This is a genomic window from Halobacillus sp. BAB-2008, assembly GCF_000328325.1.
In the GTDB taxonomy this organism is placed as follows: Bacteria; Bacillota; Bacilli; order Bacillales; family Halobacillaceae; genus Halobacillus.
This window is the reverse complement of record NZ_ANPF01000051.1, coordinates 44980-68774: the sequence shown is the minus strand read 5'-3', so window position 1 is coordinate 68774 and position 23795 is coordinate 44980. Positions and strand designations below refer to the sequence as shown.

The window sequence follows — 23795 nt, the reverse complement described above, 5'->3', positions numbered from 1 at the left end:
CTTTATTTTCCTTTGGTATATTTACGGACAGCGGGCAGGATTTCTGTTCCAATCAGCTCGATGTTCCGCTTCAAGTGCTTCAAGGGCATGCCGCCGAAGTCGATTTGAGCCAGGTAACGCTGATGTCCGAACACTTCCTTCTGATAGAGAATCTTCTCGATGATCTCCTGCGGACTGCCGACATTGATGACGTTCCGCTTGTCTCTCGCCTGAGCAAAGACCTGCTTCGGAAAACCCTGTCCGTTCGTCTTCTTCATCCCTTCGTTTATATACGGATACATCGTACGCAGTGCCTCCTGTGTCGTATCTGCGGCAAAGAAGAATCCGGTCGTTCCCACAGGCAGTTGGGCAGGATCAAATCCATGCTCCTCCGCGGATCGACGGTACGCCTCCACCCTGCTTTGAAACACACCTGCCGAACCTCCAAGGGCGGCAAGCATCATCGGAACGCCCGCTTCTCCCGCTTTCCGGGCGCTTGCAGGCGTTCCTCCGACCGCCCGCCAAATCGGAAGAGAGCCGTTCTTCGGCCGCGGCAGCACTTCTGCGTTTCTGAGCGGCTTGCGGAATTCCCCGCTCCAGTTGACTACTTCTTCCCTGTTCAATTGAAGAAGAAGGTCGAACTTCTCTTCGTATAATGCCTCATAATCCCGTACATCATAACCGAGCAGTTCAAACAGTCCGACTCTCGATGCACGGCCGGCAATGATTTCCGCCCGGCCGTCCGATATAAGATCGATGGTCGCAAAATCTTCATACACCCGGACCGGGTCCGAGGTGCTGATGATGGTCGAGGAGCTTCCAATTTTAATGTTCTTCGTCGCCTGAGCAACAGCAGAAAGAACCACGGCATGGGCCTGGGTCGCAAAATAATCCTGATGGCTTTCTCCGACACTAAAAAAGTCGATGCCGGCTTCATCTGCCAGTTCAGCCACCTCTATAATTTCCTGTATCCTTTGTTTTGCTGAAATACGTTCGCCTGTATTCGGGTCCGGAAGGTGATCGCCGAGCGTGTATAGCCCGAACTCCAATCCCTGCTCCGGATTAATTCGATAGGACTGCATCGTCATACCTCCTGGTTGAATGATCGTTCCCTTTCATTATGCGCCTCGATGTGGAACGTGTGAAGAACGCACTTCAAAGTGGTATAGTATACTTAAAGAAACTGTGGAAGGAGGAACCCTTTTGAATCCACAATTATGCCGCGTGGATGACGCGCTCCAAATCCTTGTCGGGAAATGGAAGCCGATTATCCTGCTGCACTTACTTGAAGAAGATACCCTCCGTTTCAGTGAATTGAAACGCCTCATTCCAGGTATTACACAGAAGATGTTGACCAATCAGCTCCGGGATCTGGAAGAGGAGGACATCATCGAACGGGTCGTCTACCCTGTCGTGCCACCGAAAGTCGAGTATTCGATAACGGAGTACGGCCGTACGCTTCACCCTATTCTTGATGCCATGCATGCATGGGGAACCAATCATCTCCAACGCAAAGAAGCCAAACATAAATAAAGACCGCCTGGAGTCTATCTCCGGCGGTCATATTTGTTTGTCTGTCGGCATGACGATCGCTGCGATGATGTAGATCAGCCACGTCATCCCCCCGGTGAAAAAACCGGAGACAACGAGCAGGATACGCAAGAGACTGACATCAATGCCGTACATCTCACTGACCCCTCCGAGCACTCCTGATACTTGGGAATCTTTCGTCGAACGATAGAGCTTCTTCATACCTTCTCCTCCTTCCACCTAAAATAATTCCTGTACGTAAGAAAGCGTGGGCACAAGCCTGTTCTCCCCGACCATCGCTTCCAGCTCCTGCCGTGTCACCCACCTGCCCTCCCTAACTTCGCCTTGCTGCAAGACAACCGCTTCTTCCTTAAAATCGTGCTGAAAAACCCAGACATCCATGAAATCTTGAAACTCCGCTCTGCATACAGATTTCTCCAACGAACCGGATGCATCCTGCAGATCGATACCGATTTCTTCCTTTACTTCCCGAAGCGCTCCTGTATAACTGTCTTCCCCTGCAGTCACCGATCCACCCGTTCCTTCCCAGTACCCGCCGAAATGCTTCTCCGGGGCACGCTTCGTCACGAACACTTCTCCCCTGCTGTTTTTAATCCAGACATGCACAACTATGTGATACTCCCCGGCAGCCATCGGCCGGCCGCGTTCCACCGTTTGCCCTGTCTTCCGGCGCTTTTGATCATGGATATCCCAAAGTTCGACTGGAGCCTCTCCCTTCATGCTTTCGTATAAATCATGACAAAATGAAGCACCGCTTCTTCTTTTCCCCTGTTCCTATATCCGTGCGGCTGGTCAGCGTGAAACTTGATCGAGTCGTGGACGTTAATCGGATAGACTTCCTCTCCTACCACGACTTCCGCCGCCCCTTCCATGACCGTCACGAACTCGATCACACCGGGTTGATGGGCTTCCGCAGTGTAAAAGCTGTCCGGTTTCAGAAAAGCACGATGCGTCTCCAACGAACCGTAGCCGGAGTTCGTAAACATCGGTTCGAGCGTCAGCGATTCATCTGCGCTCAATACTTTACGGCCCTCCTGCTTTCTTGAAATGACGACCTCTTTACTGTCAGCGACCAGCGCCGTGATCGGGATGGCGAGTCCATTTGCGATTTTCCAAATGATCGTGAGAGAAGGGTTCGCCTCCCCGCGTTCGATCTTGCCGAGGGTCAGTTTGCTGACCTGCGTCTTTTCCGCCAGGTCGTTTAACGACATTTCCTTCTCTTTGCGGATATTCCGCAGTTTCTTTCCGACATGTTTGGCGAATGTTTCCGGGTTTTCCCAATGTTGATTATAGTCCATAGCATTCTTCTCCTATTTTTATGTTGCCGAAACACCACACATTAAGTATATTATAATAAACCTAAACAAAACTATAATATACCAAAAGGGAGTCCTATTGTTATGAAAGAGCTGTTACTTGGCATCATTTCCTCGATGTTTTTCGCTGTCACATTCATTTTGAACCGTTCGATGGAACTGGACGGGGGCAGCTGGATGTGGAGTGCTTCCCTCCGATTCCTGTTCATGATTCCGTTCTTATTCTTTATTGTACTCGGTAGAAGAAATCTCCTACAAGTGTTTTCTGAAATGAAGCAGGCCCCCCTGCAATGGCTTACATGGAGCTTTGTCGGATTTGTACTTTTCTATGCACCGCTTACCTATGCCGCTGCTTACGGACCTGGTTGGCTTGTCGCCGGAACGTGGCAGATGACGATCGTCGCAGGCATCCTTATCGCTCCCTTGATTGTGAAAGGCAAGGGTGTCATGCAGTGGCGGGCACTCGCGATCTCTTCCATCATCCTCTTCGGCGTGTTCTTGATACAATTCGAAAAGGCCGCCGACACGACATTTCTTGAATGGGTCGTCGGAGTACTTCCTGTGCTTGTCGCCTGCTTCGCTTACCCGCTTGGTAACAGAAAAATGATGGCCGTTTGTGGCGACAGGCTGGATACGTTCCAGCGCATTTTCGGGATGACGCTTGCCAGTCTGCCGTTCTGGCTTGTATTAAGTGCCATTGCCGGCGTTCAAGCAGGCGCACCGAGTCCCGGCCAGGTCGTACAGTCGCTGATTGTTGCGGTTTCCTCCGGAATCATTGCCACAACCCTGTTCTTTTTTGCAACGAACCGCGTCCAGCATCACCAGGGGAAGCTGGCTGCTGTGGAAGCGACACAGTCGACGCAGATCCTGTTCGTCATTGTCGGGGAAGCGTGGCTGCTTTCCAGTCCGCTGCCGAGCGGCCTTGCCCTTCTCGGCGTCTGTCTGATTATGATCGGAATCGTCATCCATACGCTGTTCATGAGTTTCCTGAACAAGCAGGTCTCTCCCGTCCAAGCGTTGTCCAAAGCCGAGTAAACAGAATGGTTGGTCTCTTTCCAGGAAAGCACGCATAGGCTTGTGTTAGAGATTTTTTCCTGGGAGGGGATGAGAACATGAATGATGGCAGGGATCAGCTTGCGTGGCAGGCGATGAAGTATGATCTGATGGCGAATTACTACAAATATATCGACCCCAGGCTGCATGTGTACTATTACCAGAGACACCTGGAGTGCATGCAGCGGCTCATCATGAGCGAGCGCAGTGAAATAGGACCGGGTGGATCCGGAGGAAACACGGGGATGAATGCGATGGTGCGGGTGCTGCACGCCTCACCGGACGCACCGGCCGTCGACGTCTATGTAAACGGACAAAAGGTTCTTGGAGGCATCTCTTATAAACAGCAGAGCAATTATTTGACCGTTCCAGCAGGCACTTATAAGATTGACATCTATGCAGCCGGAGATACAAGCAGTCCGGTCTTGTCCCAGCAGGTGAGCGTCGACGGAGGCAACCGCTATACCGTAGCCGCAGCAGGAGCTGTGAATAACCTTCAGCTGATACCGGTAGTAGACAGCAGCAGTGTCTCTTCCGGAAGCAGCAGGGTGAGGGTGTGGCATTTATCTCCGAACGCTCCGGCTGTCGACGTCGCCGTCAAAGGCGGGGACGTCCTCTTCCGGAATGTTCCATTCGGTAAAGCGACCCGTTACATGACCCTGCCGCCGACGACGGCCGACCTGGAAGTCCGGGTCGCCGGTACGAATCAGGTCGTCCTTGAAATCCCTCAAGCGACGTTTAAGCCGAATGAAGCATATACAGCTGTTGCCTTAGGTTTCGCCGGGGGCGACCCAGCCCTTGAAGCGATGTTCCTTCAGCCATAATACCACCAAATCCCGGGCCGTCCCGGGATTTTTTTATTGGGCTGTCGGCGAAAGAGGCTTCTCCATACGGATATCTGCCCACATCCTCCCGCCATAGTAGGTGAATCCTTCTTCTCTGGCTATCTCCTTGTAACCGAGTCTGCTGTATAGTCTGTGCGCAGACTCGTTGAATTCAAAAACTCCGAGCTCGACCCGATTCAAGCCCATCTTCTTCATTTCCTCCTCCATAAATAAAATCGCTTTAGCGCCGATACCTTTCCCCCGGGCGCCGGCTTCACCGATGGTGATCCCGATCCAGCCGGAGCCCTTCTCTTTCCTAAAGAGATGTTCCGGATCGATCATGAAGTTCATTTCACCGACAAGGACCCCGTCCAGCATGATGGCATACATTTCATGGTCCTCCAGGCGCTTCGTCAGTGTATCCACCGTCTGCAGACGTTCCTTCTCGAAAGACGCTTGATTTTTATGAGGTCTTGCAAGTGCACTGATTGTTCGATCGTTCTCCCAACGGTTGTATGCCGCGACCATTGTCTCGTCGAAGGCGGTGATCTTTCGGAATTCCAATTTCATCCTTACCACTCCTCTTCTATTATGCCGCTCTTTTCAGCTGCTTCCATAAAGCATCCGCCTCTTCAAGAAGCTCCTTGTACTCCAAACCCACATATATGCATAGGGCGAGGATGAAGGCGATCGCGACGACATCCAACACTCCCTGCCACTTCGGTGAAAGAAGAGCACGCGTTCCATACCTTTTTGAGAAAATACGGGACCCTGCCCCGATGACTAGAAAAAGAGGAAGACTGATGATCCAGGCAAAAAAATTGTGGAGGCGTTGATCCATGACAAGAACAGCGACTTCCTGCTCACTGGAGAGCGCTTGAACCTCAACAACTTCCTTTTCCTCCCACATCCAATCTTGACGAGTGACTGTCTTACCGTCTTCTCCCATATCCATCCCTAGAGGAACCGTATCTACGCCATACATCAGGACTCGACTCAACAGGAATACGGATGCAACAGCGATGATCTCGATGACGATGCCGGCTGCTTTCATAACATCCCCCCTCCTTCTATCGTAGCATAAAACGTTCCCGACACAGAAAAACCCCCGGACGCTCATCGTCCGGAGGTAGTCTATCAATAGGTCGTAAACCACGTCCATTTCTGCAGGTAATACGTGGCATAGCGGATAAACGTCAGCTTATCCGTATATTCCTCATAATCCGCTGTGAAATGACCGTCTTCGTTATTCCAAAGCTTGGTGAAGTAGCCGTCGACCTCCTGAAAAACAGGCTCTTCTCCGCTTCCTTTCATCACGACGTTCGCTTCCAGGTTCAAGTCTGCCAGGTTCCGTCTCGTATAGTTGGCGGAGCCGGCAATGATGACGTCTTCCTCTTCTTTATCTAAATAAAGCATCTTCGTATGGAATTGTTCGATATTCACATCATACCAGCGGAGATGGATGTTCTTATTCCCGAGCCGCTGCATCTCTGCGGCTACGGGTAAATTAGGAATCCCCGTCTTCTCATGTCCAAATGACTGCTTGTTCGGGTCCATGATGATGTTCGCTTCCGCCCCCCGGTCTGCAGCTTTGTCAATCAGGTCAATGATCTTTCTGTCCGCAAGGTAATACATGCCGAGCCAGATCGTATCTCCTTTTCCAACATCCTTAAGTTCTTCCAAAATTGCCTGGTACGTCTTTCCTTCCGTGACGAACTTGGTCTTCACTGGACCATCCTGTTTTTCCCATTTCCTGTTCTTGTAATCCGGGAAATCAGCGTCGCCGGAATAACGGACAACTGCCTCCTCGGCTTCGAGAATGTCCCGGATGATCGGGCCTGTCATCTTGAACGCCACATTCTCATGGTAACCGCTCGCGTCATGGGGATTCGCCGTCGATACGATTGCCGCTTCTTCCGTCACAACGAGCTTCCTGTGATTCGCTTTAATATTCATCAGCTTCAAATACGAGCGCAGAGTGACATCGGGTGCATCTTTTGCGAGCGGGTTGCTGATCCAGCCGCCGTCGCCTGTCCCCATCCATGAAGCCGTAAGCCTCCAGACGCTGGAGTAGAGCGGGTTGGAATCACGGAGCTCGTTCAGGTCCGTCAGCACGACATCGACACCCCCATCCCTCAGCCGCTTGATCGATTCCGACTCATAAGACCCGTAAACCGTATTGATTGGATCGGTGATGAAAACGACCTTCAAGTCAGGATGCTTTTCCTTTTGGGCGAGAATGGCATCCACCAGGTTTTCCGACAGTGGCGGAAAATCTCTTTTTCCATCTGTGTAGCCGTTAAATAAAAACATATCTGCAACAATGAAATCCTCCGCCTCACCAATCATGGCGTTTATTTCATCGAATATCTCCGCGTCGTGAACCGTATTACCTTCTTCATCTTCATACGTGAGATCCCGAAAAAACTCCACGCCCGATAGTTCGTGCACGTCCCCTTCATAGGAGATGCCCTCAGGAAGCTTCTTCCACGATGTATGATAAGCGATCATGAAAACGAGTACGATAAATATAAGAATGACAATCAACCAAAACCGCTTCTTTCTAAAAAGCTTCTTCATTTCCAGCCCTCCTTTTATGTAACCAGTGCAATGGTATATACACTTCTACAGGAAGCATGAAACCCATATGCTATAAAATAGGGTCTCCCTCCCTATAAAAAATAGAAAAGCATCGTGCCGGAGCACGATGCTTTTAGTGGTTAAGGATTCCTAGGAGCGGGATGGGAACCTTGTATTATTCTTGTGTGAGCAGCTTCGGACGCTGCAGAAAAAGAATGATGAGGACGATACTGCTCAATACGAATGCAGGCAGCATATACCCCCCGTTATAGACGAGCGAATACAGCCAGACCGGCTGTCCTTCCGGCGCGAACTCCCCGTAAAAGACGATCCCTGCGAGAAAATGTCCGAAGAAACGCAGGAGACTCCCGACAAAGCAGCCGACAATGATCCAGCCGACGATCGCTTTTTTGTTTTGTTTCCGTACCGCGTTCCATACCGGCTTTGCCGCGACACCTGCAAGTCCGATGACACCGAAAGCTACGAAGTAATCAAGAAACGTCTGAAGAGGTGTCATGATGTAAGCACCGGTTAAGATTTGATAGGCCCCGAGCAGCAGCCCGGTGGCGACTCCGCCTTTGATTCCCCAACGGAAAGCGATGATGAAGACAGGAACCATCGCGAGCGACACAGAACCACCCTGTGCCCACAATTTGAATGAAAGAAATGGAATGATGTCCAAAAGCAGTGCCAAAGCAGAGAATATAGCTACTTCGACAAGAAATAATACACGACGATTTCTCATCGTTATCTACCCCCAATAATTGAAGACAAAAAAAGCAATGCCAAAAAGGGAAGCTTCCTGATGGAGGAGTCCCTTGTTGAGCATTGCACCATCAAAAAAGCCGCCATCCCTGCGCCAGTGCTAACTGACAGGTTCGAAGGGTCTGGACACAGCGTCCACTCTCAGCCGGAGGCTCCCCTTGAAGGCTTTATACCGTTTACTTTTCTTGATTTGTCTTCTATTATAGTCGAAACCACCCGAAATTACAAAGGCCTTTTATTTCCCGGGGAATGCTATTTCGTATTTGTGTACGTCTGGAAAAACTCCAGACTGCGCTCGATGATCAAGTCTTTATCATGGTCGAGCGTTGCGACGTGATAGCTGTCATCCAAATGAATAATTTCTTTATGCTCGGAAAAAACCGTTTCAAAGATCACCTCGGAATTGTTCGGGGGCACGACATGATCCTCCCTTGAAACGAAAACGACGATCGGACAATGAATGCTGCTTAATAGATCCCTGGTCTTCCCCATGAGCATCGACAGCTCTTTAATCGATTTTACCGGTGTCCGATCATAGCCGAGCTCGTCACTTTCCGGATCTTTAATATCCGATCCAATCGCTTCAAGAAAGCGCTCCTCTGTGCTCGAGCTGTTCTCAAGCACCGGGATATCGATTGCTGCATTGATCGGGATGACGCCGGCGACCTTCTTCTTCCCTGCCACATATAAAGCAAGCGTCCCTCCCATCGACAAGCCGACGACGAAGATTTTTTCACAACGCGCTTCCAGCCAGTCAAAGGCTTCCATGACCGATTGAATCCAGTCTTCATGACTCGTGGACTCCATGTCCTCCGGCGTGGTCCCGTGCCCCTTCAGTCTCGGACAGACGACGGTATACCCGGCGCGGCCATATGCTTCAGCCAGCGGCCTCATACTTTGCGTCGTTCCTGTAAATCCATGGGATACCAGGATCCCTACCTCATTACCCTCGAACCGTATCTCTTCTGCCCCACTCATCACTGCGGTCATTTCGTTTCCTCCTGTTCGTTTTCCCTTTTCCTAAAACCGTCGTCAGCACTGCTTTCTCCAATATTCTCCAAGGCATGACCCGTTTCAGAAATACGTTGAACTTCACTTTCGCTCCGATTGGAAAGCGCAGCTTCCGTATTCTGTCCTGCTCGATCAACTCGGTCATCAATGCAGCTACATCCGACGGATTTTCGCGGCTGTCTCCATTCAACGCATTCCATAGTCCTTTTATGTAATCAGCATAGGGAGAATCAGGGTCATGGACAGCGTCCGGGAGTTCCATTCCGGCTGACCATATATTCGTTTGGTACGAGCCCGGCTCTACAAGAGCAACATCGATGCCGAATGGCTGGACCTCGAAGCGGAGGCTTTCTGTAAGCCCTTCGAGCGCATGTTTCGATGACACGTATGCCGATAACCCCGGGAATCCGATCAAACCGCTGACGCTGCTCACATTGATGATCTTGCCACGCGTCTGCTTCCGCATGAGCGGCAGAACTGCCTGGGTGACGGCGATGACCCCGAACACATTCGTCTCGAACTGACGTCTATACGCTTCCAGCGGTATCTGCTCGAGAAAGCCGCCGATTGCAAAACCAGCATTGTTGACGAGAACGTCGACTGCTTCCAAATCGTTCAGCTTTTCTTTAAATGCAGCGATGGAAGCATCATCGGTCACGTCGAGCTTCCAAACCGTGATCCGGCTCCTCACGTGATTGGAAATCGCTGCGTCCTCGAATACTTCCGCTTTTTCCATGTTCCTCATTGTCGCGATTACCGAAAACCCTTTTTCCGCACATTTGACCGCCGTCAAATAGCCGAACCCACTCGATGCTCCGGTAATCAATACGGTTGGATTCATGTCATTTCTCCTCTCTGCTTCCTCATTCCTTATAACGTTCGATATCAAACACTTGTTTTCCTCTAATGCCCTCTGTACAAAAACACAATGGTTTCTCTGACGGGATTGATCTTATAAAATAAGTTCTTCCCTTTCTCTCCCGTACTTTCCCCTGTTCTCCCGCATATCACGGCAGGCAAAAAGAAAAGGCCCCGCTTAATCGGCGGAGCGCAGGACAGGAAAAGTCACATATAAAGCGAAAACACTCACGAGAAGGGGCAGGGCGCTCCATGCCATCAACGTTTGAATCGGAATTCCCCAGCCGAGAAACAGAGAGGTGACCGCGTACGAGAGCGGAATCAACCCAAGCGACCCGGTCCGTATCAGACTCATCACCCTTCCCACCTTGCTTTCTTCTGCAGACGATTGAACGAGGGATAGGAGCGGAATATTGACGGCCGGAATGATCATGCCGATAAGAACGATAATAAGCACGGATAAAACCAGCGTATCTGCACGGCTGAAGATAAACATACCGGCTCCTTCGAGAGCGATCAAGTACAGCGCATACGCTCCCCGTCTCCGCCGGATGTTGAGAAAACCGATCAGGACAGCTCCGAGAATCATCCCGAACGTCAGTCCACCTTGGACGAGACTGAAATCGAGGGCACTTCCGTCCAGGACTCCTTCCACGAAGATCGGCAGCCCCATCATTAAAGGGCCGGAGATGAAAAAGTTGACGATGATCGTAATGATGAACAGCGACCGCAGCAGTCTGGACTGCCACGTGTAACGGAAGCCCTCCGCCAATTGGGCATAGAACGGGGAACGCTCCCCTTCCTGCGCATCCTTTCCCTGCTTTTTCACAAATAGAATTCCGACACCGGATAAGATAAGAAACAGGACGATGATCAGAAGGACGAAGCTGTAGGAAAGCGAATGGATCAGGACACCGGCAAGGAGTGGTCCGGTGAACGTAGCAATCTGGATCGTTCCCTGAATAACGGAGTTTGCGCGCGTCAGCTGATCCTTCCCTGTCACTTTCGGAAGCAGCGCATCTCTTGCCGGCTCGAACATTCCGCCGCAGGCTCCGAACAGGCCTGCGTGGACCGCCATGATCCAAACAGGAACCTCCTGAAGGGTAAGAAAACAAATCGATAAGGTAAAGAGGAAGACAGCCATCGTTAAGTCCGATGCCGCCATGACCTTCGTTTGACTGCAGCGGTCCGCGACCACTCCACCGACAATCATGGAAACCATCCGCACCGTCGTCAAGGAAATCAACACCATGCCGAGAGCCGCTGCCATATGTAACGACTCTACGATGTACCACGACTGAAGAAACATAAACATCGACAGGCTTAAACTGGAAACAACCGTTGTAAAGGCCAAAAGGAGAAAGGATCTTGACTTCCATAACGAAACCTCTCTTTTCTCCTCATATGACTTTGCGCTTTCCATAACATCTCCTCCTCGGATGCCGGCGGTAAAAAATATTTTACTGTTGCACAAAAAAAGAGACCTCCACCCCGACTTTATGTCTCTCCCTTTTTCCCGAACCGACTTTCCTCTATCTGCAAACCGAGCATGTGAAAATAGTACAGCTTCGCATCTTCTGTCGGTTCCGTACGTTGAATCGATGCAAGTTCTTCCATTAAGTCGGAGAATTTCTGCTGCCAGGCCAGAAAGTCCTCCTCCTTTGCATGAATTTCATAAGCGGCGGATCGGTATTTCCAGTCTTCCGGTTTTTTAGACAGGGAATCATTCTCCAGCGACTCCTCCGGCACTGATAAAACCCGCTGTTTGGAATGATCGAGCATGGCGAGCATCATCTGCCGGATTGGACCCGACACCTCTGCGTTTGGCAGCAGTTCGGCATCCGGTACAAACCCGCGGGCTACCGTTTGATAGAACTTCTGGACAATCCCGTTCTTTTCTTCCGTTCTAGCAATTTCCAAAAGCCCGTTCTTCTCCAACTCTTTCAAATGATAATGGATGCGGGCTCTTGAGAGCTGATAGATTTCAGAAAGCTGCTGACCGGTCTGCGCCTTCCCCATCAGACGCAGAAGCAGGTCCGACCGGAACGGATCCGCCATCGCCTTCAGCTGGTCGTGGGTTGTTAGTATTTTTATGTCCTCCACTAGACCGTTCACTCCTTTTTACTCGGTAAAATTTATTTAACTGTAGTATCAACCACAAGGAAGGAATTGTCAATAAGAAAAGCCGCTTTCCTTCATTCAAAAGGAAAGCGGCTTTTCTATCAACCTCCGGCAATCATACGTGCGAGCTGACCACAGAGCAGAGCAGCATAGGTTCCGACGACGTTACCGAGGATCCCCATCAGCAGGCCGACAGGGGCAAGCGCCGGCTGAAAGACCGATGCGACGATCGGTGCAGAGCTTGTCCCTCCGATATTCCCCTGTGAACCGACGGCGACAAAGAAGAGCGGCGCCTTCAATAAGCGGGCCGCAAGGAAAATACAAAGCACGTGGATGGCGAGCCAAACGATTCCCATCAGGATAAATTGCGGCGCTTCCACAATATCCAGAAGGTTCGCCTGGCTTCCGATCCCCGCCAGGAACAAGTAGATGCCGGCATAACCGATCTTACTGGCTCCATAATATTCGAGGTTCCGCACCTTCGTAAAGGACAAAAGAATTCCGACGGCCGTAATGATCAAGAACGTCCATGTCGACGTATTCATGACCTCCGACTTCGGAATAAAGGAAAGATCGGCAAACTGACGGACGAGGAACGAGCCGGCAATACCGATGGACAGAATTCCGAAGAGCTGCGGAAGCTCGAGCGGTCTGGCATTCTTCTCCACGTCTGTCGCGATCTCCTCATTCACCCGTTTAATGGTGGAGTTATCCGCACCATTCCATTTATTGAAGCGGTTCTGGAAGTTGGCAAGCGAAATCATGACCCCCATCCAGCCGATTCCGACGATCGTATCGGTCAAAATCATCGGGCTTAGTATATGATCCGGCGTATCAAAGGCTTCGATCATGGCTCCCATGTTAGCCGAGCCGCCGATCCAGCTTCCGGCAAGCGCCCCGACACCTCGCCACGCATCCTCAGGGAGAATCCCCTGGAACAAGGCGAACGCAATCGGTCCCCCGATCACGATGCCGATCGTACCCGCAAAGAAAACGAGCACGGCCTTCGCGCCAAGCTTGAACGTTGCCGGTACGTTCGTACTGATCATTAACAGCAGCAACCCGGCGGGAAGGATATACGTACTCAAAAAGCTGTACACATCCGAGCTCTGCGGGATGATTCCGAACGTCGTCGAAAGCATCGGAAGGAAATACATCCAAATAAGCGGAGGAAGATAGCCGAAGAATTTCTTCAAAGGCTTATACTCCATCGTTGATAACATGAACACGATTCCCACGACAGCGATAAGATAAGCGAATACCGCCATCGGTTCCTGTATAAGTGCGTGGTCCATAAACTTCTTACATCTCCTATCTGAAACCATTAGAAATTTGAAAAATTACAGATATGTAATTTTGCATTTTGCCAGTTTAGCACACAACCGCAGGAAAAGGAATTCATTGAACTTATGCATTTTTTTCCTCTATATACGCAAAATGACATGAGAGAGCATCGATCGAATATTACGCTACTGCAATCGGCACGGAACTGCTATACTGGGTCTATTGCTTATAAAGAGGTGAAAGTATGAAAAAGATTTGGCACTTATACAAAGATTCTTCTTTTCTATTGAAAATGACGCTCGGTTTCCTGCTCGGGATCGGAGCCGGCATCCTTTTCGGCCCGTCCATGGAGGCTGTCAAACCGCTCGGTACGATATTGATCAATTTGTTGAATTTGATCGCTGTTCCGGTCATATTCCTGACCGTCGTCCTTGCGATCAATCAAATGAACCCGAGGTACCTTGGCAGAATTGGAGGGAAGCTGCTCGTCTATTACGGCATAACGACCGCTGCAGCTGTCCTTATCGGGGTAGCACTCGCCCTGTGGATCAACCCGGGAGCCGGGCTGGAACTGCCAAACGCGGATGTCAAAAAGCCGGAAACGCCCGGATTTTCCGATGTACTGCTTAACATCGTCCCGGACAACTTGTTCGCTGCGTTTTCTTCCGGGGAGCTGATGGGCATCCTTTTCCTTGCCGTCATCACCGGCCTCGCTTTGGTGAAGATGCGCTATTCGGACAAGGACGAACTCAAGAAATCAGGAGAGACGCTGCACCAGTTTTTCTCGGCGGCCAATGATCTGTTCTTCCTGCTTCTGCAGGGGATCCTTCTCTATGCGCCTGTCGGAATCTTTGCGATCGGTGCTTCGACATTCGGCAGTCAAGGCTGGGAGACCTTCCGCTCGCTGTTCGCGTTTACCGGTGTGTTTTACTTAGGTGTCCTTCTGCTTTGGCTGCTAGTATATACGTCTTTCTTGAAACTTGCGAAGTGGCACGTTCGTGACTTCTTCGCTAGTACGAAGGACGCCTATGTTACGGCATTCTTTACATCAAGCAGTATCGCTTCCCTGCCCGTTGCGATGGAATCGGCGAAGAAAGCCGGCATTTCCGATCGGATTGTGAACTTCAGCCTACCGATCGGAGCCGTGTTCAACTCGGATGGCGGCGCCCTGCGTATGGGTGTTTCCATCGTGTTCGCCGCCAATGTGACAGGGCTTGATTTAACCGTCATGGATTTCATCACCATCGTCGTCATCGGCACACTGCTGTCGATCGGGACAGCAGGCATTCCCGCGGCCGGACTCGTCACCCTCGCAGCCGTGCTTACGATGTTCAACCTCCCGCTTGAAATCGTCGCATTAATTGCAGGCGTTGACGTCCTGATCGGGATGGCAGGAACGGCCTCGAACGTATTCGGTGATATGGTAGGATCCGCTTTTGTGGATAAAAAAGAAACCGACCGTACCAATCCAGAATCATAATTGTCCAATCAAAAAAGGATCAGAGCCTTCTCTGATCCTTTTTCCATATAGTCGGGAAACTTAAGAGCGCCTTGACTTCAGGTTGTTGAAGAAGTAATTTTCTTTGGCCGGTGAGCCTGATGGACTCTGCCCATTCCTCTCCACACGATGCCGCAATCGATCTTCCATAATCAGTAATTACTCTTCCTCTACAAATCGATGTTCCGCCAGAATGACTGCGATCCGGTCTTCCAGGTCTCCGACATCCTCGACCAGGTAATTATTCAAAACAATAGAGAAAATAAGCTTCTCTCCGTCTTTTGTCGTCACATAGCCCGATAAAGAGGAAACCCCTGTCAACGATCCGGTCTTTGCCTGTACGTTATCCTCGGCAGCCGTGTCCTGCATTCGGGAACGGATGGTGCCGCCGACGAACCGTTCGGCATTCCCTGCAACGGCAGGGAATTCAAATAGGCAGGGAACCATTTTTCGTCCTGGACCTGATAAAGCAGCTCCGATATTTCATGAGCGGGAATCATGTTGACATGGGACATCCCGGAACCGTCTCTTAATCGGAGGGTGGACGTGTCGACACCGGCGCTTTTCAGATAACTATCCACGACTTCAAGCCCCTTCTCCCAGCTGCCTTCGTCATGGACGACTTTCCCCATTTCCTTCACCAGCACCTCCGCATGGCCGTTGTTGCTCAGCTTCATGAACGGAATAAACAGCTCCGCAAGCGGCATCGATTCATGAGTGATCAGCTTGAGAGCTTTCTTCGGTGTCCGCTTCCCTTCCTTGTTTTTTCCTTTCACTTTGATTCCTTGTTCCTCCAAGGCGCTTCGGAATACATCCAAAGCAAGTCCGGTCGGTTCCGATACGGCTATCCAAGAGCGGGATCTGCTTGAGTCGAGAGGAATCGTTCCTTCCACGATGATCCGGTTCGTTTCATGCTCCCTTTCCATCGATATATCCCTCTCCCCATCTGCCGGCACCGTTTTCGTCCGGTTGATGATTTTCACATAATCCGTCTTCGGCGTGACTTCCACCCGAGCCGGGTCCCCTTCCTTCTCTGCCGGATAGGCAGCGACGATGACCGTCCCTGCGTCGTAATCTTCATTCGGCGCCACGGTCAAAGCAGAGACCTGCGCACCGTAGTAGTGGGTTTCATCGTTCCACGTAATGTCTTCAGAAAGCCGGACGTCGTCATACCATGTATCGTCCGCGATCAAATCCCCTTTCACTTCTCGTATGCCATTCTCCTTCAATTCTTCCGCCATCTTCTCAAGGTCTTCCATCATCAAGGTCGGGTCTCCCTTGCCTTTCAAATACAAGTCGCCATGCAGCTTATGCCCCCGAATCGTCCCCTCTGCATAGACTTCTGTAGAAAATGTATAGTCAGGACCAAGCTGATCCATCGCCGCGGCCCCACTGAACAGCTTCATATTGGAAGCCGGCTTCAGCCTTGTGTGGGCATCATGCTCATATATCACTTCGCCGGTTTCCGCCATCCGGATACTGACCCCGGCAAGAGCCCCTTTCAAATCTTCATCTGCAAGCACCGTATCCAGCTTCTTCTTCAAACCCGATTCCTCCTTTGCCGCATCCACTTCCGATTCCGCAGGAGCTTGGTACGAGGAAAACATTAAAAAAGATGCAAGCAGCGGAACGACGACGTGCTTTTTCTTCATTGAAATCATATATGTATGGGCCTCCCATCCAGTTTATTTACTTATAACCATAGCAAAGAACTTCATCTATTGTAATAATTTTCTAATAATTCTGACTAAAACAGACCGTTAGCCGGAGGTCAATGGTCCATCTTTATTCTATGCGAGAGAGGGAACTTTACCCTTTCCGTGCTGTTTCTCCTCCTGAAAAGACCGGAACCCGTCAGACGGGTTCCGGTCTTTTCTAGAGAGATGGACCCTCAGCCATTTACTTTTCGGTTATAGTACACGCGGGACAGGAAGTAGACGGCGACTCCTCCAATGAGAATGGTATACTGCCAGCCGCCCTCGCCCCCTTTCGTGATCTGATTATAGATCGACCAGATCAAGAGTACGACGGTATAATAGACAAACCCATTCTTTGCCGCCCTACCGCTTTGGTGTTTCTCCATTTCGTCCTGCTTCTTCCACTTCATTTCTTTTCCTCCTCATACGAAAACAGCTCGTCTACGGATGTTTTTACCGCGAGAGACAATGGAAAGGCGGGTTTTCGTGTCGAGTCGTATTTATCGTCTCCCTCGTCACCAGGCGCCGTTTTGCCAGTACATCCGGAGAGTTCTTCTTCGCTTTCCTTTTGGACCGGATGCAATTATTTAATCAGAGGTCCCCTCATTATGTAAAAACTTTTCACATATTCAGTATAGAGAAATAAACAAACATGTCAAAACCTTTTTACATTTAAAAGCTTTTCCAAAAAGTCCGATACTCCCGGAGAAATCCGAGCAGGAATGGTATGGTTATCTCTAGAATAGTGTTAGAATAGGAAGGGTTTGTCCTAAACCAATTTTAATAGAAAGGAAGTTTCATACTTATGAGTACCAACATGAAGCTTCAAGAACTCTCCCCATCCTTTGATCCTTGGGAAGCATACATGGATGTAAAGGAACACGGAGACATGACGTTATCCAACATAGAATTTACGACGACGACACTCTGCAACATGCGCTGTGCGCACTGTGCTGTCGGTTATACGCTGCAGTCGAAGGACCCGGATGCCCTGCCGATGGACCTGATCATTAATCGTCTGGATGAAATCCCTCACCTGCGCACCTTGAGCATCACCGGCGGAGAACCGATGATGTCGAAGAAATCGGTCGACAATTATGTCCTGCCGCTTCTTAAATATGCCCATGAGCGCGGCGTTCGGACTCAGATTAATTCCAATCTGACGCTGCCGTACGAGCGCTATGTTCCGATCATCCCTTATCTCGATGTGCTACATATTTCTCATAACTGGGGAACAATCGAGGAGTTCGTTACGACCGGCTTCGCCCGCATGGAAAGAAAGCCGTTGGAGGAGGCACGCAGGAAGTTCTTCGACCGGATGGTGGAGAACTCCCAGAAACTCGCCGCAGAAGGCGTCATGGTATCTGCAGAAACGATGCTGAACAAACGGACATTCCCTTATCTGGAATCGATCCATGACCATGTCAAGGAAATGAAGTGCGCCCGCCACGAAATCCACCCGATGTATCCGGTCGATTTCGCTAGCGCGCTTGAAACACTGAGCTTGGAAGAAATGCGGGAAGGTATCAACCGCCTGCTGGATCACCGTGATGAAGATATGTGGATGCTGTTCGGCACGCTGCCCTACTACCCTTGCAGCACTTCCGACGAAGATTTGGACATGCTGAAACGTTTGTATAGTGCAAAGAATGTAACGGTCAGAAATGATCCGGACGGACGTTCCCGCCTGAATGTAAACATCTTCAGCGGCGATATCATCGTGACCGATTTCGGAGACGAACCGGGCCTCGGCAACATCCAGGATACGAAGCTGACGGACGCTTACCAGCAATGGATGGAAACAGACACAGCAAAAAGCCTGAACTGCCACTGCCCCGCTGTCGAATGTCTCGGACCGAACGTACTCGTCAAGAACGCCTACTATTCCGATATCGACTTCCAGAAACGAAAAGCCAAGATCTCCTTATAAAAAGGACGAAAGCCCCGCTGATAGGTATCAGCGGGGCTTTCAGCTTTTTGAAGAAGTGATTCCCAGCTAGGGAGAGGGCGGGGTCCGGGAAATGGGACGCTTTCCACGCGGCGGCCGGTGAGCCTCCTCATCGCGTTGTTCTTCCAGAGTCTCTCCTGTCCCGCTAATCCCGTCGGTGTCTGCCCATTTCCCTCTACCCTTTGCCGGAATGATCCCTCCCATAATTACTGCTGTTCCTTTCACCAGGACGCTCTTATCTTGCTCTTGCAGCAGTCGTCGAGGCTTTTCTTAGGACCATCCAGCTCGGAACGAAAGTCAACAGGGCTGCAACCAGAAGAAGGAGGAAATCCACGTGAAGCGTCATCCCCTGAAGTCGAAAAACCTCACTGAACAGATAATCCTTCGTGACAGGAAGCATCATCAACACCCCAAAGACCGCCACCCCGCTGAAGCCTCCAATAAGGCCGTATCGGTAAAAGACGGAACCGAGCAGGAACCCGATGGAGATGAACAGAAAGAACAATAAACCAAGCACCCAGATTTCGTTATACCAGGCTGCCTGCACATCCAACATGTCCATAAGAGAATAGTGACGGATGCTTGATATCTTTTCCGCATCCAGGACTGCCCGGAATCCACGTACAATCCCGAGATGAACCATGGATAAAACGAGAGAGAAAAACAGGCTGAAAGCGAACGTACCGAGCAGATACCGGGTACGCGTCGTCCCCATTTTCACACAGAACGGGAAAGTTTCCTTCGTCATATTAAGGCCGGAAATGACACAGAAAACGAAGACGATGGGACTTGTAAAGACAATCATGGAACTGTCCGGAACAAGAATAGAAAGCAGCGTAAACCCAACGAGCGTCGCCGTTAATATGCTCCAAAACACTAGAAAGGAAAAGCGGTAATCGATTAATAAATAATAGAAAATCCCTTTTAAATCCCTAAGCATTCTTCTCCACCCCTTCGAGTTCCGTCAAATGAACCATGATGCCCTGCATGGAAATATGCTCCGCTTCAAGCCCGGCATTTCTGGCGCCTTCAAGCGAATAGCCCTCTCCATACAACCACACCGTTTTCATCCCCATCATTTCCTGCTCTTTTAATACATGCTTATCCGTGGTGAAAGCATCCACCTTTTCTTTCATGCCGGCGACCTTCAAGCTCTTCTGAACCATCGCTTCCGCCTGATCGTGAAACATGATTTCACCATTATGAAGCATGATCACCTCTTCAAACAGCCGGCTTACCTCATCAATCAAGTGCGTCGAAAGCAGAAACGTACGCGGAAATTCTTGAAATTCTTCCAGCAACAAGTCATAAAACATATACCGGGCAGCTGCGTCGAGTCCGATATACGGTTCGTCGAATATCGTAATCTTCGCTCTTGAAGACAGACCGATGATAATCCCAAGCGCTGATTCCATTCCTTTGGAAAGTCCGCTGGCGTTCGTGCGTGGGTGCAGGTGGAATTTCTCCATGAGGCGGTCAGCCGTTTCCTGGGACCAATTCGGGTAAAACATGGAGACAATCTTCAGCACATCTTTAATTTTCAGGCGCCGCTTAAAGTTGCTCGTCTCATTGATCAGGCATATATCCTGCAGCACCGTCCTATTATCAAACGGGGACTGCCCATCCACCAGCACCTCCCCGGAAGTGGGAAGCGTGTGACCGGCCAAAAGCTGCATCAAGGTCGTCTTTCCCGCTCCGTTCTTTCCAAGCAGCCCGTAGAATTTATTTTCTTCCAGCGTCAGGTTGATCCCGTTCAGCGCCGTTTTCTCTCCATACTTTTTCGTCAAGTTCTTCAGTTCGATTTTCATTTGATTCCCGCCTCCCCTAATAGACGATCCAGTTCTTCCTTATCCAACCCGATTTTCTCTGCTTCCTCCTTCAAAGGAAGAATATACTCTTCATAGAAAACCGTTTTACGCTTTTTGAGTACGATAGCCCGCGCACCTTCTGCAACAAACATGCCGATTCCCCTCTTCTTGAATATGATCCCCTCATCCACCAGCAGATTGATTCCTTTGGCAGCCGTCGCGGGATTGATCTGATAGAACTTGGCGAATTCATTCGTTGATGGGACCCTTTCCCCTTCGGTTATCGATTGATCCAAAATTCCTGCTTCGACTTTTTCCGCTATTTGTTGAAATATCGGCTTGTCGACCGCCAAATCACGATCCATAAAAGCACCTCTTCGTTGGTTCATTAGTTATGTAACTAACCATATAACTAGGATGGTGGAAAGTCAAGAAATATTTTACAAATAAAAAAAGCTGTCGGGTACATTCCCGGCAGCTTCTCGCTTCAGTTTCTTCGAAATAAGCACACAATACACGTCCAACAGCAGGTATATCCTTCGACTACTGCTTCATACCGCTCTTGTTTTGTCATGTATGATCCTCCTCATCCACAACTTTATTTATATAATTTCCTTCCTCTACTTTCATTAAACGCTCATTTATGCAACTGGGTCACTTTCGGAGAAATAGGACCTGCTTTCACTCTTTCTCTCCGCGTTTCCGTTCGCTTGAAGAACCAGAAGACGGCTCCAAGCAGTACGAGTGATCCGATCATGAAGACGACGGACAGCGGCGAGTAGCCACCTGCAGATTCTGCGATTCCGATCGGAGAGAAGAAGACATACATCGCGATCATCAAACTAATGGTGAAAATGGCGAAAGCTTCGCATGTTTCCAAGGGGTCAAGTCCACTTTTCCTGCATCGAGAAGAACATAAGGTGTGATGCGCGGTTTCAGTTTTCCTACCAGCACCATAATAAAGATGTTCAGCGGGAACAGGATCGCGAGGACATAAAGGAAGTTGACATGCCCAAGAAAAACCTTACTCAACGAATAGGCGATCAAGTGAACAATGATCGTAATCTTCGGTGCACTGGCCGGCACATATTTGCTGAAGAAGCCGACGAGGACCATGGCAATGATCGGCAGGTTATAGAATCCGAACATCTCCTGTAAGTAACTGTACAGTCCGGAGGGTGCAAATATGATAAATGGTGCGACGAGCACGGAAACGAGAGCCAGTGCTCCTGCGAAGAAGCGTCCCGCTTTAACAAGCTCCCTCTCGGATGCTTCCGGTTTAAAAATCGGTTGATATATATCAAGCGTGAATAACGTAATCGAACTGTTCAAGGCAGCATTGAACGAGCTTAAGATTGCTCCGAACAAAACGGCAGCTAGAAATCCTGACAGTGCAAGCGGCAGGACATCACTGACGAGTGTCGGATAAGCCATATCCCCTGTAGGAAGAGTATTTCCGTAAAGGAAAGAGGCGATGATTCCCGGCAGGACGAGGAAGAATACCCCGAATATCTTGAATAAGCCGGCGAACAAGACTCCCTTTTGCCCTTCAGCCAGATTCTTCGCAGCGAAGGTCCGCTGGATGATGGACTGGTTCGTACACCAGTAAAAAAGATTATTGAACAAGAGTCCTGTCAACAGCACCGTCCAGGGTACCGAGGATTCATGATTACCAATTGCGTTCAGCTTAGCGGGATTCTTATCGATCAATTCTTTAAAGCCGCCGACAAGATCTCCTCCGCCGATCGCCACAAGTGCAAGGATCGGAATCAAGAGACCGCCGATTATGAGACCGATCCCATTGATGGTATCACTGATTGCACAAGCCCGTAGCCCTCCGAAGATAACATAACCGCAGCCGATGATGCCGATTGCTGCCGCCACGATGGAAACAGTCATGATCTGACTCGTACCTGCAATGCTTGATAAAGAGAAAATGCTGTCCAGCACCAACGCTCCAGAATAAAGGACCGTCGGTAAATAGGCGACCGCATAACCAAGAAGGAAAAGGACAGAAACGATCTGTCTCGTTTTTCTGTCATACCGCTGCTCAAGGAAATCAGGAATGGTCGTGATGCCGGACTTCAAATACCTTGGAAGAAATACGAACGCCATCAGGATGAGCACCAGTGGACTCGTCACTTCCCAGCCCATGACTGCCATCGTCTCTGAAAACCCCTGTCCGTTCAAACCGACAAGCTGCTCCGTCGAAAGATTGGTTAATATTAAAGACCCTGCGATGACGACGCCCGTCAGGCTGCGCCCTCCCAGAAAATATCCATCTGAACTGGAAAGATTCGTTTTCCGCGTTTTGAACCACGAATACCAGGCGACGAATATGGTGTAAAAAAGAAAGCTGAAGATGATGATGCCTATCATATGAAATCCTCCCTAAGTTATGTAGTGAAAAGATGACAAGAACGAAATGTTAAATCCTCCCTGTTTTTTTCACTTAACTCAGAGATACCCCGGCGAAAAAAAGCCAAAACTAAAGTAAGCGATTGCAATGTTATTTTTCTAAAAAACCATCAAATCATACGGAAGGACCCCGCCCTTTTTTTGGAGGATATTTCTGCCTTCAGACACTTTTTATTCCTAAATATGAACAAGCTCAAAGCCTGTATTATCAAGGGTCACAGCAATAAGCAAGCCTATTTTTAAATAAATTTCGAACATTTTGTGTCCAAAATAAGAAATTTCTGTTACAATGAATACAAAGAAACCGTTTACACAAACTAGTGTAACAAAGGAGATGAATATAATGGGTGTAGCATCCATGTTCTTGTTGTTGGCGACAGTGACTCCGATTTTGTTTCTGATGATGAAGAAACCTGCTTTTGCGATCGTTCATTCTGTCTTGCTTATGGGCATGTGGGTCTATTACTTCCAAGTACTCCTTTATACAACACCTACCGCATTCTCACCGACATGGACGATGTTCTACCTCGCCCTCATCGGTACACATATCGGATGGGTGATGTTCTTCATAGCAACCGTCAAAGAAGGCCCGATCTACAAACAGGCACTTCAAGAGAAAATCGAAGCGCCGGACAAAATATAATCCACCGAAGTGAAAAGACCCCTTACCGCCTGCCGGTAAGGGGTCTTTTCTGGGAGAAAAATAAAAGCGAATTAAAGTTGGAAGAGGAAAGCTGCAAGAAGACTACCTGACGCGCGCAAAAAGCGATCTTTTTTTGCAGCACGCCCCTACCCAAAAAAAAAGCCTCTTCCTTACTATTAAGGAAGAGGCCTTTCTATTATTGATCCTCGATCGGCTGCGCTTTGAACAGCTGAATCATAGCCTGAACAAAAGCGACACCGCTCAGGATATAGAGAACGAAAGTCGGTTCATAATGAGAATACATCGCACCTGTAAGAGAGAAAGCCGCCAATACGACACATAGAACAAACCCGATCATATGCTTCCACTGCAAGCCTCCGATCATTGGTGCCTGCTCATTGTCCATCTGCTGTTTCTGTTCCATTACTTTCTCCCCCTGTT

24 protein-coding genes, 2 pseudogenes and 1 riboswitch are annotated in these 23795 nt (G+C 49.6%); of the genes and pseudogenes, 6 read left to right on the top strand and 20 right to left on the bottom strand.

Annotated features, from left to right (window positions below; translation table 11 throughout):
* Positions 1-2 precede the first annotated feature (2 nt).
* Positions 3-1061, bottom strand: coding sequence for an LLM class flavin-dependent oxidoreductase (locus D479_RS12185; RefSeq protein WP_008637452.1), 1059 nt, complete (start codon positions 1059-1061; stop codon positions 3-5).
* Positions 1062-1182: 121 nt separating this feature from the next.
* Between D479_RS12185 and D479_RS12180 the strand changes: the two genes are divergently transcribed.
* On the top strand, positions 1183-1512 hold the full coding sequence (locus tag D479_RS12180) for a helix-turn-helix domain-containing protein (protein ID WP_008637451.1): 330 nt from the start codon (positions 1183-1185) through the stop codon (positions 1510-1512).
* A gap of 27 nt (positions 1513-1539) precedes the next feature.
* Here D479_RS12180 and D479_RS12175 read toward each other — a convergent pair whose 3' ends face one another.
* Genes D479_RS12175 through D479_RS12165 form a run of 3 tightly spaced genes read right to left on the bottom strand, consistent with a single transcriptional unit; the run spans position 1540 to position 2828 of the window.
* Positions 1540-1731: a PspC domain-containing protein gene (locus D479_RS12175; protein WP_026578509.1), complete on the bottom strand. Its 192-nt coding sequence runs from the start codon at positions 1729-1731 to the stop codon at positions 1540-1542.
* An 18-nt stretch (positions 1732-1749) separates the two neighbouring features.
* Positions 1750-2250, bottom strand: coding sequence for an NUDIX domain-containing protein (locus tag D479_RS12170; protein WP_008637441.1), 501 nt, complete (start codon positions 2248-2250; stop codon positions 1750-1752).
* Positions 2247-2828: an XRE family transcriptional regulator gene (locus D479_RS12165; protein WP_008637439.1), complete on the bottom strand. Its 582-nt coding sequence runs from the start codon at positions 2826-2828 to the stop codon at positions 2247-2249. Before D479_RS12165 ends, D479_RS12170 begins: the two co-directional genes overlap by 4 nt.
* Before the next feature lie 102 nt (positions 2829-2930).
* Here D479_RS12165 and D479_RS12160 point away from each other — a divergent pair, with 102 nt between their 5' ends.
* On the top strand, positions 2931-3881 hold the full coding sequence (locus tag D479_RS12160) for a multidrug resistance efflux transporter family protein (protein ID WP_008637437.1): 951 nt from the start codon (positions 2931-2933) through the stop codon (positions 3879-3881).
* 77 nt (positions 3882-3958) lie between these two features.
* Complete coding sequence (locus D479_RS12155; protein ID WP_008637436.1) at positions 3959-4723, top strand: DUF4397 domain-containing protein; 765 nt, start codon at positions 3959-3961, stop codon at positions 4721-4723.
* A 33-nt stretch (positions 4724-4756) separates the two neighbouring features.
* Here the strand turns inward: D479_RS12155 and D479_RS12150 are convergent, their stop codons facing one another.
* From D479_RS12150 to D479_RS12110, 9 genes are all read right to left on the bottom strand, one after another.
* Positions 4757-5293 (bottom strand): GNAT family N-acetyltransferase, encoded by a 537-nt coding sequence (locus tag D479_RS12150; protein WP_008637435.1) that lies wholly within the window; start codon positions 5291-5293, stop codon positions 4757-4759.
* A 19-nt stretch (positions 5294-5312) separates the two neighbouring features.
* On the bottom strand, positions 5313-5777 hold the full coding sequence (locus D479_RS12145; RefSeq protein WP_008637434.1) for a hypothetical protein: 465 nt from the start codon (positions 5775-5777) through the stop codon (positions 5313-5315).
* Positions 5778-5860: 83 nt separating this feature from the next.
* Positions 5861-7303, bottom strand: coding sequence for a phospholipase D family protein (locus D479_RS12140; protein WP_008637433.1), 1443 nt, complete (start codon positions 7301-7303; stop codon positions 5861-5863).
* Between the two features lie 175 nt (positions 7304-7478).
* The gene (thiT, locus tag D479_RS12135; RefSeq protein WP_008637432.1) at positions 7479-8048 is read right to left on the bottom strand and encodes an energy-coupled thiamine transporter ThiT; all 570 of its coding nucleotides are present in this window, start codon (positions 8046-8048) and stop codon (positions 7479-7481) included.
* Between the two features lie 89 nt (positions 8049-8137).
* Positions 8138-8237, bottom strand: a riboswitch (TPP riboswitch).
* Between the two features lie 83 nt (positions 8238-8320).
* On the bottom strand, positions 8321-9058 hold the full coding sequence (locus tag D479_RS12130; protein WP_008637430.1) for an alpha/beta fold hydrolase: 738 nt from the start codon (positions 9056-9058) through the stop codon (positions 8321-8323).
* Positions 9012-9920, bottom strand: a complete 909-nt coding sequence (locus D479_RS12125) for an SDR family oxidoreductase (RefSeq protein ID WP_008637428.1) — start codon at positions 9918-9920, stop codon at positions 9012-9014. The genes D479_RS12130 and D479_RS12125 overlap by 47 nt, the downstream gene beginning before the upstream one ends.
* Positions 9921-10115: 195 nt before the next feature.
* A complete protein-coding gene (locus D479_RS12120) occupies positions 10116-11360 on the bottom strand; it encodes an MFS transporter (protein ID WP_008637427.1) in 1245 nt (414 codons plus the stop codon).
* 74 nt (positions 11361-11434) lie between these two features.
* Complete coding sequence (locus D479_RS12115) at positions 11435-12040, bottom strand: winged helix-turn-helix domain-containing protein (RefSeq protein ID WP_008637426.1); 606 nt, start codon at positions 12038-12040, stop codon at positions 11435-11437.
* Positions 12041-12159: 119 nt separating this feature from the next.
* Positions 12160-13353, bottom strand: a complete 1194-nt coding sequence (locus D479_RS12110) for a DUF819 family protein (protein WP_008637425.1) — start codon at positions 13351-13353, stop codon at positions 12160-12162.
* Between the two features lie 233 nt (positions 13354-13586).
* Here D479_RS12110 and D479_RS12105 point away from each other — a divergent pair, with 233 nt between their 5' ends.
* On the top strand, positions 13587-14822 hold the full coding sequence (locus tag D479_RS12105; RefSeq protein WP_008637424.1) for a dicarboxylate/amino acid:cation symporter: 1236 nt from the start codon (positions 13587-13589) through the stop codon (positions 14820-14822).
* A gap of 177 nt (positions 14823-14999) precedes the next feature.
* Here the strand turns inward: D479_RS12105 and dacB are convergent.
* Positions 15000-16447 (bottom strand): annotated as a pseudogene (gene dacB, locus D479_RS12100) (D-alanyl-D-alanine carboxypeptidase/D-alanyl-D-alanine-endopeptidase).
* A 284-nt stretch (positions 16448-16731) separates the two neighbouring features.
* A complete protein-coding gene (locus tag D479_RS12095; RefSeq protein ID WP_008637421.1) occupies positions 16732-16947 on the bottom strand; it encodes a hypothetical protein in 216 nt (71 codons plus the stop codon).
* Positions 16948-17342: 395 nt separating this feature from the next.
* On the opposite strand from D479_RS12095, the gene yfkAB reads away from it, so the two are divergent.
* Positions 17343-18467: a radical SAM/CxCxxxxC motif protein YfkAB gene (yfkAB, locus tag D479_RS12090; protein WP_008637419.1), complete on the top strand. Its 1125-nt coding sequence runs from the start codon at positions 17343-17345 to the stop codon at positions 18465-18467.
* A gap of 253 nt (positions 18468-18720) precedes the next feature.
* Here the strand turns inward: yfkAB and D479_RS12085 are convergent, their stop codons facing one another.
* From D479_RS12085 to D479_RS12070, 4 genes and pseudogenes are all read right to left on the bottom strand, one after another.
* Positions 18721-19425: a hypothetical protein gene (locus D479_RS12085; RefSeq protein WP_008637418.1), complete on the bottom strand. Its 705-nt coding sequence runs from the start codon at positions 19423-19425 to the stop codon at positions 18721-18723.
* Positions 19418-20293 carry an ABC transporter ATP-binding protein gene (locus tag D479_RS12080; RefSeq protein ID WP_008637410.1) on the bottom strand — a complete coding sequence of 292 codons (876 nt, stop codon included), beginning with the start codon at positions 20291-20293 and terminating at the stop codon, positions 19418-19420. The genes D479_RS12085 and D479_RS12080 overlap by 8 nt, the downstream gene beginning before the upstream one ends.
* Entirely contained in the window at positions 20290-20658 is a 369-nt protein-coding gene (locus D479_RS12075; RefSeq protein ID WP_008637408.1) for a GntR family transcriptional regulator, read from the bottom strand. The genes D479_RS12080 and D479_RS12075 overlap by 4 nt, the downstream gene beginning before the upstream one ends.
* Before the next feature lie 272 nt (positions 20659-20930).
* Positions 20931-22672 (bottom strand): annotated as a pseudogene (locus tag D479_RS12070) (solute:sodium symporter family transporter).
* A 382-nt stretch (positions 22673-23054) separates the two neighbouring features.
* Here D479_RS12070 and D479_RS12065 point away from each other — a divergent pair.
* Positions 23055-23354: a hypothetical protein gene (locus D479_RS12065; protein ID WP_008637402.1), complete on the top strand. Its 300-nt coding sequence runs from the start codon at positions 23055-23057 to the stop codon at positions 23352-23354.
* Between the two features lie 196 nt (positions 23355-23550).
* Here the strand turns inward: D479_RS12065 and D479_RS12060 are convergent, their stop codons facing one another.
* Complete coding sequence (locus D479_RS12060) at positions 23551-23778, bottom strand: hypothetical protein (RefSeq protein WP_008637400.1); 228 nt, start codon at positions 23776-23778, stop codon at positions 23551-23553.
* Between the last annotated feature and the right edge of the window lie 17 nt (positions 23779-23795).